13 protein-coding genes, 1 other RNA gene and 1 pseudogene are annotated in these 12,665 nt (G+C 72.4%); 6 read left to right on the top strand and 9 right to left on the bottom strand.

Annotated features, from left to right (window positions below; genetic code table 11):
• Window positions 1–188: 188 nt before the first annotated feature.
• Window positions 189–668 (bottom strand): Asp23/Gls24 family envelope stress response protein, encoded by a 480-nt coding sequence (locus AC1VM9_RS15850; RefSeq protein ID WP_483123312.1) that lies wholly within the window; start codon window positions 666–668, stop codon window positions 189–191.
• A 358-nt stretch (window positions 669–1,026) separates the two neighbouring features.
• Here AC1VM9_RS15850 and AC1VM9_RS15845 point away from each other — a divergent pair, with 358 nt between their 5' ends.
• A complete protein-coding gene (locus AC1VM9_RS15845) occupies window positions 1,027–1,644 on the top strand; it encodes a hypothetical protein (protein ID WP_483123311.1) in 618 nt (205 codons plus the stop codon).
• A gap of 69 nt (window positions 1,645–1,713) precedes the next feature.
• Window positions 1,714–2,169 (top strand): annotated as a pseudogene (locus AC1VM9_RS15840) (hypothetical protein); the annotation flags it as partial.
• Window positions 2,170–2,300: 131 nt separating this feature from the next.
• On the opposite strand, the gene AC1VM9_RS15835 reads toward AC1VM9_RS15840, so the two are convergent.
• From AC1VM9_RS15835 to AC1VM9_RS15820, 4 genes are all read right to left on the bottom strand, one after another.
• Window positions 2,301–2,522, bottom strand: coding sequence for a hypothetical protein (locus AC1VM9_RS15835; protein ID WP_481345734.1), 222 nt, complete (start codon window positions 2,520–2,522; stop codon window positions 2,301–2,303).
• A 57-nt stretch (window positions 2,523–2,579) separates the two neighbouring features.
• Entirely contained in the window at window positions 2,580–2,930 is a 351-nt protein-coding gene (locus AC1VM9_RS15830) for a hypothetical protein (RefSeq protein ID WP_483123310.1), read from the bottom strand.
• 337 nt (window positions 2,931–3,267) lie between these two features.
• Window positions 3,268–3,664: RNase P RNA component class A (gene rnpB / locus AC1VM9_RS15825), an RNA gene on the bottom strand.
• Between the two features lie 49 nt (window positions 3,665–3,713).
• Complete coding sequence (locus AC1VM9_RS15820) at window positions 3,714–5,513, bottom strand: GAF domain-containing SpoIIE family protein phosphatase (RefSeq protein ID WP_483123308.1); 1,800 nt, start codon at window positions 5,511–5,513, stop codon at window positions 3,714–3,716.
• Between the two features lie 68 nt (window positions 5,514–5,581).
• Between AC1VM9_RS15820 and AC1VM9_RS15815 the strand changes: the two genes are divergently transcribed.
• A complete protein-coding gene (locus AC1VM9_RS15815) occupies window positions 5,582–5,995 on the top strand; it encodes an ATP-binding protein (RefSeq protein ID WP_483123307.1) in 414 nt (137 codons plus the stop codon).
• On the opposite strand, the gene AC1VM9_RS15810 is transcribed toward AC1VM9_RS15815, so the two are convergent.
• On the bottom strand, window positions 5,964–6,341 hold the full coding sequence (locus AC1VM9_RS15810; protein WP_483123306.1) for an STAS domain-containing protein: 378 nt from the start codon (window positions 6,339–6,341) through the stop codon (window positions 5,964–5,966). The two genes, AC1VM9_RS15815 and AC1VM9_RS15810, sit on opposite strands and share 32 nt — an antisense overlap.
• Window positions 6,342–6,616: 275 nt before the next feature.
• On the opposite strand from AC1VM9_RS15810, the gene AC1VM9_RS15805 reads away from it, so the two are divergent.
• Window positions 6,617–7,486 (top strand): hypothetical protein, encoded by an 870-nt coding sequence (locus AC1VM9_RS15805; RefSeq protein WP_483123304.1) that lies wholly within the window; start codon window positions 6,617–6,619, stop codon window positions 7,484–7,486.
• 55 nt (window positions 7,487–7,541) lie between these two features.
• Here AC1VM9_RS15805 and AC1VM9_RS15800 read toward each other — a convergent pair whose 3' ends face one another.
• Entirely contained in the window at window positions 7,542–8,978 is a 1,437-nt protein-coding gene (locus tag AC1VM9_RS15800) for an RNB domain-containing ribonuclease (RefSeq protein WP_483123302.1), read from the bottom strand.
• Between the two features lie 148 nt (window positions 8,979–9,126).
• Between AC1VM9_RS15800 and AC1VM9_RS15795 the strand changes: the two genes are divergently transcribed.
• Together AC1VM9_RS15795 and AC1VM9_RS15790 are read left to right on the top strand one after the other, a co-directional pair.
• Window positions 9,127–9,876 carry a YaaA family protein gene (locus AC1VM9_RS15795; protein ID WP_481339958.1) on the top strand — a complete coding sequence of 250 codons (750 nt, stop codon included), beginning with the start codon at window positions 9,127–9,129 and terminating at the stop codon, window positions 9,874–9,876.
• A 4-nt stretch (window positions 9,877–9,880) separates the two neighbouring features.
• Entirely contained in the window at window positions 9,881–10,972 is a 1,092-nt protein-coding gene (locus tag AC1VM9_RS15790) for an ArsB/NhaD family transporter (protein ID WP_483123301.1), read from the top strand.
• Window positions 10,973–11,054: 82 nt separating this feature from the next.
• Here the strand turns inward: AC1VM9_RS15790 and AC1VM9_RS15785 are convergent, their stop codons facing one another.
• Both AC1VM9_RS15785 and AC1VM9_RS15780 read right to left on the bottom strand, forming a co-directional pair.
• On the bottom strand, window positions 11,055–12,251 hold the full coding sequence (locus AC1VM9_RS15785) for an O-succinylhomoserine sulfhydrylase (protein ID WP_481339953.1): 1,197 nt from the start codon (window positions 12,249–12,251) through the stop codon (window positions 11,055–11,057).
• Window positions 12,248–12,661 carry a rhodanese-like domain-containing protein gene (locus AC1VM9_RS15780; RefSeq protein WP_483123299.1) on the bottom strand — a complete coding sequence of 138 codons (414 nt, stop codon included), beginning with the start codon at window positions 12,659–12,661 and terminating at the stop codon, window positions 12,248–12,250. Before AC1VM9_RS15780 ends, AC1VM9_RS15785 begins: the two co-directional genes overlap by 4 nt.
• Between the last annotated feature and the right edge of the window lie 4 nt (window positions 12,662–12,665).

The raw sequence follows: 12,665 nt of genomic DNA, 5'->3' as shown, positions 1-12,665 counted from the left end.
GCTGCGCTCGCACGCCGATGCTGGGTCTCAACTGGGCACACGACGCTTCAGGCCCGGGAAGAAAGGGTGAGACGTCGAGCCGAAGCCTGAACAAATGCGCGAACGGGCACGCGTCCGAACATCACCCCGCCGGATCGGAGGTGGCCATTTCGCCTCCCGACCCGTTCCCGTGCCGCCCGGGTGCGCCATCACTGGACTCGGCGCTTGCCGCCCTGGCTCTGATCCTCGTCCGGGCTCTCGGTGTCACTCTCGAGGAACACGTCCTGAACGTCGATGTTGACCTCCGTCACCTCGAGGCCGGTCATCCGCTCGATCGCCGAGATCACGTTGCGACGGATGGCCCGTGCGAGGTCGGTCACGGCCACGCCGTAGTCGGCGACGAGCTGGACGTCGACGGCGGCCTGCCGCTCGCCCACCTCCACAGAGATGCCCTGCGATTGGCTGGCGTGGCCACCGGGCATCCGCTCACGGAAGGCCCCGACCGCCCGGGCCGTGGCGCCACCGAGGGCATGCACGCCGGGCACCTCACTGGCCGCGATGCCGGCGATCTTGGCAACCACGGTGTCAGCGATGGTAGTTCTGCCAAGCTTCGTCACCAGCGGTGACTGCGCCTCGGTACTGGTAACGGCGGTCGAGCTTGAGCCGGTCGGGCTCTGGGGGTCGCTCATCTCTGGGCTCCTTCATATGGGCGTTAGGGCAGCGAAGGCCACAAGTGGTGAGACGTCCGTCTGCACGTGCCACCTACCCGCGGGCGCCGCGGCGCGACCGACGTCGGTCGCGGCGGACCTTGATGAAGCGCCGCCGGCCCGCCAGCCGGTTTCGGTGCTCGCGGCCGCGCCACGGTTCGCCGAGCGAGAACGGCCAGCTGTCAGCCGGGCTCAGCCGGCTGACAAGGGCTTGGGGGCACTGCGACCAGCACCAAGACGTGTCGCCGGGAAGCGCCGAGCGAGCTCCGGTCCAGCGCTCGGATTCACGAGGACTTCCGGTGAACGGCGTTTCCCGTCAAGCCTCGGTCGGCGGCTTGCGGTGGGCCACCGGCCCGACCGCGCGACAGTCGCCGATCGGAACCTCGAGGACCTCACCGACGGTCACCAACGCACCAACGCACCCGGTACCGGCAGGTACCCTCGACCTCGTACCGGTTGCACCGACCGCCTGGCGAGCATCACCGACGGCGCCGGCAACACGACTCGGTTCACCTACGACGACGCCGGCCGCCTGCTGACGGCCACGTCCCCGCGCGGGAACACCACGACATACAGCTACGATGCGACCGGGCGCGCCACCGGTGTCGAGGACTCGCTCGGGCACACCGCCTCTGCCACCCGTGACGACAGCGGCCGGATCACCGCCGCGATCGACCAGCTGGGCCACACGACGGCCTACGCCTACACCACGACGGGCCTGGTCAGGACGACGACTGCGCCGGACGCCTCTACCGTCGCTCTCGCCTACGACAAGGACGGGAAGCTCAAGTCCCGGACCGACGCGGGCGGCAACGCGACGACCTACACGTACGACCCGGTCGGTAGACCTGCGAGCAGCACCGACCCGCTGGGACGCGTCACCGGTTACAGCTGGGACCGCAACGACAACCTGACCACCGTCACCGACCCTGCCGGGCGCGTCACTACGAACACCTAGGTCGCACTCGACAGGCTCACCGGCGTCTCCTACGACGACGGAGCGACGCCGGCGGAGAGCTACAGTTATGACGTCCTGGGCCGTGTCACGAGTCGCACTGATGGGTCCGGAACCAGCACGTTCACCTATGACGACCTGGACCGCATCACTTCGTCCACGCCCAGGGCTGGACGAACCGTCGGCTACAGCTGGAACCTGTCCGGGCTGTTGACCAGGCTCACCTACCCGAACGGCAAGACGGTCACCCGCCCTTACGACGACGCGGGGCAACTGGCCACGATCAGCGACTGGCTCGGCAACACGACCATCCTCGGCCGCGACAAGGACGCGAACCCGACCAGCATCGCCCAGGGGCCGACGACCACCACGCAGACGTGGGATGCCGCCGGCCGGCTGGCAAGCATCGTCTCCCAGAGCTCAGCAGCCGGCACCCTTGCCGGGAGGGCACCGCTACTTCAGGCAGCGCATTCCTCTCTTGAGACTCTCCCGGCCCTGGCGATGCCCGAGGCTGCGCAAGCCAAATGAGAGCCACAACGGACGCTGGGCAGCCGATGTGCGAGCGACAAACCCCGGGCACCTGAGCCCCGGCCCGGCCAGGCCAGAACCTGGCCCCACTCTCTAGGTAGCCGATGAGAGGGCGTGCAAAGTGCGCTGGGTTACTCGGCGCTGCGGGCCACGAGGTAAAGCGGCAAGAACAGCACCATCACCAGTAGGCATAGGGCCGCCCACACTTCCGGCCTATCAACCGTGAGATCACCGAACCTGGCGACGACGGGTCGGTCGAGCTTCACCCGTGACCGGGCATCCGACAGCACCCAAAGGCTGGCGGCTCCGACGGCCAGGACCACGAGCAAGGCACTCAGCACGGAGGGATTCACGCGTTCAGTATCGCGGCAACGCGCGCACATGCGGCGAGCCGAGCGATCGTCCCGATGTCAGTGAGGTCCCGTACGGCCGTCGGCCCTTCGCATGATGGCGGCGAGAATCTGTTCCTTCGGAAGCCCGCGCTGCTGCCGCGCCAGGTCCGCGGCGAAACGCAAAGCATCAGCTCGGGTGCCTTTTCGTACATCTGCCGAGATGACCGTTCTGCGGAGTTGTCGGGCCGCAGCTACTCGGTGATAACCGTCAGCCAGCAGCAGGCAGCCTTCTATGTCGTAGACGACGACAGGTGCCGAGTCGGCCAGGTGATCCGCGTAGAACGCGACGCGTTCTAGATCGAGGTGAGCATCACTCTGTCGAATCGGCTCTTGAGCCAGGTCCGCGATCGCGACCTCGACGAACGTCATGTATCCATTCTGGTCCCAGCGGGTGGGGCGAGCGGGTCGCTCGGCCCGCTCCCGAGCACAACTCAGCTGCTGGCACGAACAATTCGATCTCGTTGAGACGCTGGAGCCTCGACCTCCGCGAGCGGAACCTGGGCACCGGGAGCCCTCGGTCAGAATGATCGTGACCAAACACCCGCGACGAATGCCCGTCACAACGCTCGACACCTACAGCCATATCTGGCCCGACTCTGACGACCGGACGCGGGATGCCGTGGACCTCGTCTTCGGAAATCTTGCAGACTATCTGCGGACTGCCGAGGGGCCCTCCGGGCATAACCGCAGGTCAGAGGCCTGAAAGTGGATGAGTCGGCCGATACGCCGGGTTCTGTCCCGCGACGCCGTTGCCGGCATCCGCGGTGGCGGCCATCCATCTCGACCGGCCATTGCTGACCGGTTCCAGCGTCCTACCCGCACACTCGACCGGGCCGGTCTTCCCGACGCCCGAGGGCGTGGATCGTGCGCTGTCTGGACTTGCTCCGGGTGGGGTTTACCGAGCCGCCCCAGTCGCCTGGGGCGCTGGTGGTCTCTTACACCACCGTTTCACCCTTGCCGGTGGCCGAGGCCTCCGGCGGTCTGTTCTCTGTGGCACTGTCCCGCGGGTCACCCCGGGTGGCTGTTGGCCACCACCCTGCCCTTCGGAGCCCGGACGTTCCTCGGCAGGGCCGAGGCCCTGACGCGACCGCCTGGCCGACTCATCCGCGGACCAGCATAGGCGGCCGGCCCCCACCGGCGCCGCCCCGCCCCTCAGGCGACGCGTCGAAACCCGACCAGGGCCACGTCGTCGTGGCGGTCGGGGTCGGTGACCGCTTCGACGAGGTCGTCGAGGACGGCGTCGAGGTCGGCGTCCGGGCCGGCGTCGCGAAAGCACCGCTCGGCCAGGTCGCGCAGCCGACCCAGCCCGACGTCGATGGCCTCACCGCGGCGCTCGACGAGCCCGTCCGTGTAGAGCAGGAGCACGTCACCGATGCCGAAGGGCAGGTTGACGACCGGGCGCGGCACCGTCCCGAGGCCGTGCACCGGCGAGCCGTGCTCCTCGATGTAGCGGCCCTCTCCGCGCCGGATGAGCAACGGCGGCGGGTGACCGGCGACGGTCATCGACAGCATGTCGGTGGCCGGGTCGAAGAGCACGTACACGGCCGAGGCCATCGGCGTCGGCGCCTCGACGGCCATGAGCCGGTCGACGGCGCGGGCGAGCGCGTCGGGTTCGGGGTGCTGGGTCGCCAGCACCCGCACGGCCGAGCGCATCCGCGAGCCACCGAGCGCCGCATCGACGCCGCGGCCCATGACGTCGCCGACGACGGCCACGAGCCGCTGGTCCTCGAGTGCCGCGACGTCGTAGTAGTCGCCACCGACCTCGGTCCGTCCGGCCTGCCGGTAGACCGCCCCGAAGCCCCAGCCGGCGACCTCCGGCATCTGGTGCGGCAGCAGTGTCGCCTGCAGCACGGCGGCCACGCGACGCGTCTGGGAGTAGAGGTCGGCGTTGTCGATGGCCTGCGCGGCTCGGCGGGCGAGGTCCTCCGCGAACGAGACGTCCTCGGCCGTGTACCTGCGACCCGACTCCGCCGCGACGAAGCTCAGCACGCCGAGCACCCGCTCCTTGGCGAGCAACGGCACGGACATCGCGCTCTGCAGCCCGAGCTCGCGCGCGATCCGCAGGTGCTCCTCGTCGCGCGCCGACGCGACGAGCATCTCGTCGGTGACGGCCTCGACGAGCAGGCTGGTGCCGGACCGGACGACCTCGGCGACACCCCCGGGGCGGTTGAGGTCAGGCGGCCAGCGCGTCTCCAACTCCTTGGCGAGCGCGACCTTCTCGGGGTCGACGTGCGCGACGGCGAGCGTGCGCAGGACACCGTCGTCCAGCAGCTGGACCGAGCACCAGTCGGCGTGGGTGGGCACGGCGAGCGAGGCGACCTGTCGCAGGGTCTCGCGGTAGTCGAGGCTGCCGGCGAGAGCCTGCGAGGCGTCGGCGAGGAACTCGAGCTGGGCGGCGCGGGCCGCGCTCTGCTGCTCGGCACGCAGCCGCCGGATCGTCTGGGCGCACATCTCCGCGAGGACGCCGAGGACCGACAGCTCCTCCGGCTCCAGCGGCCCGACCCGGCCCTCGAACCGGAACCCGACCGCACCGATCGCCTCGCCGGTCGCGGGCGCCAGGAGGGGAAGCGTGACGCTGGAGCGCTCGGTGCCGTCGTCGTCGAGGTCGGGGTAGCGCGCGACCATGTCGGCGCGGCTCTCGGTGACGATCGTGCGCCCCAGCCGCACGGCCTCGGTCATCGGCGTCCGGGCGTCGAGGTCGAAGACGGCCCACTGCCGGACCAGGCTCGCGCTCATCCCGTGGGTGCCCACGGTCCGCAGCAGGTCCGGCCCGTCACGCAGCGCGAGCACGGCGCGCGTCGCCCCGATGACCTCCGAGGCGCGCTCCGTGACGATCTCGGTGAGGTCGTCCATCGTCGTGGCCGCCCCGAGACGGGCCACCGTGCGCGCGAGGGCCGCGAGCCGCGCGGCAATGGCGGGGTGCCTGTTCGGGCCCGGCTCCCTCGCGGTCATGCGCACATCCTGTCAGTCGGTGGGCGTCGTCGTCCCCGAGATGGGCCACGGAGTGCCACCATGGAACGATGACCACGCCGACCGTGGACGGCGACGCCGAGCTGGCCTGCCTCGACTTCGGCCCGGACGACCTGCGCCGGGTTCGGGAGGTGGTCCGCACGGTCACGGTGGGGCGGGTGCCCGACCGCGTCGGCGACGCCGAGATCGCGGTGCACGAGGTCGCCGTCAACAGCATCGTCCACGGCGGCGGCCACGGCCGGCTTCGCATCGACGCGACCGGCGAGGGCCTGGTCTTCACGGTCGAGGACGGCGACGGCACGGGCTCGACGCCGAGCATCCGACACGCCGACCACCACGCGGTGAGCGGCCGGGGCCTGTGGATCGCCGAGTCCCTGACCGACCGGCTCGACATCGAGGCGACGCCGGCGCGCACCACGGTGCGCCTGCACGTCAACCTGCCGCGACCGCCCCGCCCTCGGTAGACGGTTCGGGCTCGAGCGGGGCGCTGACCTCGTCGACCTCGTCGACCTCTTCGACCTCGATGACCTGGTCGAGGTTGGTCAGCCGCACGAGGCGCAGTGACACCCCGGAGCAGACGAGCCGCAGCGTGGCTCCTGCCGCCTTGGCCCGGTGGTGGAGGCCGATGACGGCGCCGAGCCCCGACGAGTCGAGGAACGTCACGTCGCGCAGGTCGACGACGACCGTGGCCCCCGGCACCAGCTCGAGCGAGTCGAACGCGAGCCGGGCGTGGGGCACCGTGTACGTGTCGACCTCACCGGCCAGCCGGACACGGATGCTGCGCTCCTCGACGGAGACCGCGACGTCCACCTGGCTCCCCTCCCCAACGTCCCCCTGTTGCTCCACCGTAGGACGGGTCGGGGGCTGCCGTCACCGGTTGCGCCGCCCCTTTTGTGTGCAGTGCGCGCCCCGTGGCCACCCGCACGAGCCGTCGACCCGACCTGTGACCCGAGTCACAAACTCGTCCGGACGTCAACGACGACGGCTCGTCGCTCGTCCTCCCTGCGAGGGACGGCGTTCGGCGCCGCCCCGGCTCGTCAACGGGGACGGGTGACGACCGTACGGAAACCTGCCCCCTCAGGACGATGACGCAGACCTCTCCCCCATCAGCCCCCACCCGACCGATCCCGGAGCGGGCCCGGCCCCTGCTCGCGGACCGACCAGTCGAGGTACCGCTCGCGGGCGGGACCCAGGACCCGTCCCCTCGTCCACGCCTGCTGGACCTGTCGCTGACCCAGCTCGTCGGCGGCTCGCTGGCCGCGGCGACCGCCGCCGCCCTCGGTTCACGCCTGGGCCTGCTGGGCACGATCGCCGGCGCCGCGATCGGTTCGGTCGTCACCGCGGTGGCCGCGAACCTCTACACCAACTCGATGGCGCGTGCCCGCGAGGCCGTCGTCCTCGCCCGCGCCTACGGCCGCGGCACCCTCGGCCGCGCGTACGGCCGCGGCCCCCTGGCCCGACGCAGCTCGCTCTGGCTGCGCCTGCCCGACCGGACCGGCACCCGACGCCTGCTCACGACGGCTGGGGCCCTCTTCGCCGTCGCCGCCGTGGTCCTCACCGGCGTCCAGCTGACGACCGGGGCCCAGGTCACCGGGACCACGATCGGCCGAGGTGGGGCGGCCCACCTCGTGGAGGGTCCCTCCCGGGGCGGCTCGGCCGCCTCCAGCGGTTCCGGCATCCCGAGCACCGGCACCACCCACCCCAGCACCACACCGACGACTCCTGCGACAACCGCCCCGACCCCGACGGGCGGCCCGACGGGGACGCCGATGCCGGGTTCCACGTCCGGCGCCCCGGCCCCGACAACCGCGTCGGACGCCTCGACCGGCGGTCCCTCGGGCACGCCCCCCACGACCGACGCCCCGGCAGCCACGACGCCACCCTCGACCGGCACGGGCACCCAGCCGGCGCCGAACGGCCAGGCGCCTGCGAACGCGGCGGCACTCACCGGCTGACCGCGGCGGAGCGGGACAGGGCCCGTCCTCGAGGGACGACGCCGGCGCCGACGCGTCACACGACGGCGAGGCCGACCGTTCCCGTCGACACGTCGGCCGCGTCGACGCGGACGCGCACCGAGTCCCCCGGACGCGCCGCCCCGGTGGCCTTGGCGACGACCGCGAGGTCGCTGAGCTGGACGACGACAGCCTGCCCGTTCGCGGCGAGGACCACCGCGCCGAGCTCCTCACCGAGGTGCCCAGCCAGCTCGGCCGCCTCGACGGCATCGGTGCAGGCCCGCTCGACCTGGTTGGCCCGACGGTCCGAGGCCGCCATGACCTCCGGCAGCGTGGCGAGCGCGTCGCGAGCCCAGGCGGGCACCTCGGTGCCGGCCGAGAGCGCCTCGCACACGACGAGACCGAAGCGGTCGACGAGCCGGCGCAGCGGCGCCGTGACGTGGGCGTACGGGGCGGCGACGGCGGCGTGGCCCGCCTGTGCCGGCACGGTGCCGTCGAACGGCGTGTAGCCGGCGCCGCGGAACAGCGTCGTCGCCTCGTGGACGAGGGCGAGGTGCCGCGGGTCGGTGCCGTCGAGGGTGCGCAGGAACTCGCCGTACGACAGTCCCTCGGGCCACGCGACGCCGGCCGCCTCGGCCTGCCGCCGGAAGCGCTCGAGGTCACGCTCGTCGGGCGGCGGCATGGTTCGCAGGATGCCGACCTTGCCGCGCAGCATGAGCTCGGCGGCACCCATGCCGGTCAGCAGCGACACCTGGGCGTTCCAGTCCTCGGAGGGCAGCAGCGGCCGGAAGGACACCGTGAACCCGCCGGAGCCGTCCTCCCGGACCTCCTGCTCCGGCATCGGCAGCGACGCGCCGCCCCGGTTGCGCTCCAAGGCGATCCGCTTCTCGCCCACCTCCTTGAGCAGCATCAGGACCTCGTCGGCGGAGCCGTCGTCGACGGCATCCTGCACCTCGGCGTAGTGGTAGCGACGCACGCTGCGCACCATCGCCCGGAAGACGTGGACAGCGGTGCTCTCTGCGTCGGCGTCGAGCCGGATGTCCCAGACGAACGCGGGGCGGACCTGGTCCGGCAGCAAGCTCGCCGCGCCCTCGCTCAGCTCCTTGGGGTGCAGCAGCACGCGCTCGTCGGGGCAGTACACCGTCTGTCCGCGCCGTCGGGCCTCCGCGTCGACCGCTCCCCCGGCGCGGACGAAGGCCGGCACGTCGGCGATCGCGTAGCGCACGCGGTAGCCATCGCCGGAGCGCTCGAGGTGCAGGGCCTGGTCGAGGTCCATCGACCCCCGCGGGTCGATGGTGACGAACGGGACGGCGGTCTCGTCGCGCTCGGGCAGCGCCGCGCTCCCGGCGGCGGCTGCGGCCTCGGCGACGACGTCGGCCGGGAACCCGTCGGGCAGCTGTGCCTCCCGGCGGATCTCCTCGAAGCGGGTGGTCAGGGCCTGCGCCACGTCACCCGGCGTCGGCGCCGGGCGGAAGACGATGTGTCTCGAGGGCATGGCGCCACCCTATGCACGCGGCCCGACGCGCGGTGCCGGCTCGCTCGTTCGGCGTCGGCGCACCAGCGACTTTCGTCGGGCCCGGATCGCCGGCCCGCGCCGTGGGAGGGTGCGCCGCGTTCTCGCGCCAGTGCCTAGGCTGACCCCCGTGCTCATCCTCCTGCCCCCGTCCGAGGGCAAGACCCCCGCCCGGCGAGGGCGACCGCTCGACCTCGGCTCCCTGTCCTTCCCCGAGCTGACGCCGCTGCGCGAGGACGCCGTGCGCGCCGTGGCCGCCGTCAGCGCCGAGCCGGGCGCCCCCGAGGTCCTCGGCGTCAGCCCGAACCTCGTCGAGGAGGTCGAGCGCAACACCCGGCTGCTCACCGGGCCGGCCCGGGTCGCCGCCGACGTGTACTCGGGGGTCCTGTACAAGGCGCTCGACCTGCCGACCCTCGACGCCGCGGCCCGACGGCGCGCCAACCGCAGCATCGTGGTCATCTCCGCGCTGTTCGGCGCGGTCCGCCTCACCGACCGCATCCCCGCCTACCGCGTCCACGTCTGCGCGGACGTGCCGGGCGTCGGCGCGCTCGACCGGGTGTGGCGCCCGCACCTGGCGCCCGTGCTCGAGCGGGCTGCGGGTGAACGCGGTCTCGTCGTCGACTGCCGCTCCACGACCTATGCCGCCATGTGGCGTCCGCCGGCCCACGTCGCCCGCCGCACCGTCCACGTCACCGTGCCCGGCGCGTCCCACATGGCCAAGCACACCCGCGGCCTCGTCGCGCGCGAGCTGGTCGGCCGGGAGGCGCCGCGCACCCCCGAGGCCCTCGCCGACGCCCTGTCCGAGCGCTTCACCGTGACCCTCACCGGGCCCGAGCGCCCGGGAAAGGCCTGGCAGCTGGCCGCCACGGCGAGGGACTGAGGCCGTGCTCGACCTGGCGCAGCTCGTCGACCGGGTGGCCCCCATCCTCGTCTTCCTCGTGGCCATCACCCTCGTCGCCGAGATCTGCGACCTCGCCGGGCTCTTCGACGAGGCCGCCCACTGGGCCGCGCGTCTGGCGCGGGGGCGGGTCGAGGTGCTCTGGCTGCTCGTCGTGGTCCTCGCGGTCTGCTCGACCGTCGTGCTCAGTCTCGACACGACGGCGGTGCTGCTGACCCCGGTGGCCGTGACCGTCGCCCGGCAGGTCGGGGCGCCGCCGCTGCCCTTCGCCATGACGACGCTCTGGCTGGCCAACACGGCCTCGCTGCTGCTGCCGGTCTCCAACCTGACCAACCTGCTGTCGTTGCACCCGTTCGCGCACCTCGGCATCTCGACCTGGGGCTACCTGCGCCTGCTCGCCGCCCCGTCGGTCGCGGCCGTCGTGGCCACCGTGGCGGTGCTGTGGCTGCTGCACCGGCGCGAGCTGCGGCTGCGCTACGAGGCCCCGCCCCGGGCTCAGCCCCACGACCACCTGCTCATGGTCATCACGGCCTGGACGTGCGGCGTGCTGGCCGTCGCGTTCGTCGCCGGCGTCCAGCCCGCGCTCGCCTCGGTGCCCGCTGCGCTCTTCCTCCTCGCCGCCACGTACTGGCGCGCCCCGGAGCTGCTGCGCCGCATCCGGATGCCGTGGCTGACCGTCCTGGGCATCTGCGTCCTGTTCGTCGTCGTCGACGCGGCTCTCCGCGCAGGTCTCGAGGGCTGGCTGCGCACGCTCGTCGGGGCCGGCACCGGCGTCACCGACCTGCTCCGGGTGAGCGGCCTGGGCGCGCTGGCCGGGAACGGCATCAACAACCTTCCCGCCTACCTCGCCGTCGAGCCCACGGTCGCCGACTCCCCGGCCCGGCTCGCGGCGCTGCTCGTCGGGGTCAACACCGGCCCGATCGTCACCCTGTGGGGCTCGGTGGCCACCCTGCTGTGGGCCCAGCGGTGCCGCTCGGCGGGGCTGGCCGTCGACGCAGGGCGGGTGGCCCGCACCGGCCTGCTGTGCGCGGTGGTCGTCGTCGCGGTCACGACACTGACGCTCGCCGTCACCGCCTGAGCGGCGCCGCCCAGCTCCCGCCAGCCGGGGCCCGGCAGGCTCCCGTCGGCCGGACGCGGAACCGCAGCCGGCACGCGGGGGTTCAGCCCAGGGCGCGACGCAGGTCGTCGACGAGGTCGCGGACGTCCTCGAGGCCGACCGAGACCCGCAGGACACCGTCGGTGATCCCCACGGCGGCCCGCGCCTCCGGGGCGAGGCGCCGGTGCGTCGTCGTCGCCGGATGCGTCACGAGGGACTTGGAGTCGCCGAGGTTGTTCGAGATGTCGATGACCTCGAGCGCGTTCATGAGCGCGAAGGCCTCGTCCTTGCCGCCGTCGATCTCGAAGGTGACGACGGTGCCCGCCGCGAGCATCTGTCGCTTGGCGAGCTCGTGCTGCGGGTGCGACTCGAGGAAGGGGTGCACGACGCGCGTCACCCGCGGGTGGGACTCGAGGAACCGGGCCACCTCGAGGGCGCTGTCGGCCATCCGCTCGACCCGCAGCGACATCGTCTCCAGGCCCTTGACGAGGACCCAGGCGTTGAACGGCGACATGGACGGTCCGGTGTGCCGCATGAGGTTCTGCACCGGGCCGTCGATGAACTCCTTCGGCCCGAGCACCGCGCCGCCGAGCACGCGGCCCTGGCCGTCGATGTGTTTGGTCGCCGAGTACACGACGATGTCGGCGCCGTGCTCGAGCGGCTTGCTGAAGACCGGCGTGCCGAAGACGTTGTCGACGACGACCTGCGCACCGGCCGCGTGGGCCAGCTCGCTGACGGCGGCGATGTCGACGAGCTCCTGCATGGGGTTGCTCGGCGTCTCGAAGAAGACCGCCGTCGTCGGCTCGGACAGCGCCTCCCGCCACTGGTCGAGGTCGGGGCCGTCGACGAAGACCGCCTCAACACCCCAGCGTGGGAGGATCTCGTCGAGGATGACGAAGCACGAGCCGAACAGCGCCCGCGAGGACACGACGCGGTCGCCCCGGCCGAGCAGGGCCGCGAGCGCGACGAACACCGCCGACATCCCCGACCCGGTGGCGAAGCACGCCTCGGCGCCCTCGATCTGTCGCAGCCGCTCCTCGAACATCGCCACGGTCGGGTTGCCGTAGCGGGAGTAGACGAAGCGGTCGACGTCACCCTTGAACGCCGCCTCGGCGTCCTCGGCGGTGTCGTACACGAAGCCGGAGGTCAGGAACAGGCCCTCCGAGGTCTCCTCGAACCCGCTGCGGGACAGACCCCCTCGCACCGCAAGGGTGTCCGGGCGCCAGTCCTGGCGCACCTCTCCCGCGGTGATCTCGCTCATCCCTGCACCCACGGCAGGCCCGCGACCTTCCACCCCGAGACAGCGCGGTGGCGCTGCTCGTCGTGCGGCCCCTCGAAGCCCTCGAGGACGTTGTAGGAGCTGCTCCATCCGGCCGCGGTCGCCGCCTCGGCCGCCGCGACGGAGCGCACGCCGGAGCGGCACAGGAAGTACACCGGGCGGTCCTTGGCGACCCCCGCCGCCTCGAGCTCGCTCGTGAAGGCGTCGTTGACCCGGCCGTCGGGAAAGCGCTGCCACTCCACGCGGAGCACCTCCTTGTCGAGCTCGCCGAGGTCGGGCAGCCCGACGTAGGTCCACTCGGCCCGGGTCCGCACGTCGACGAGCACGGCCCCCGGCTCGTCACGCAGTGCGTCCCAGGCCTGCTCGGGCGTCACGTCACCGGCATAGCTCATGCGC

It is taken from the genome of Monashia sp. HAY1-11D, from assembly GCF_056868035.1.
The sequence above is the reverse complement of the archived record's forward strand: the minus strand, read 5'-3'. Positions and strand labels throughout refer to the sequence as shown.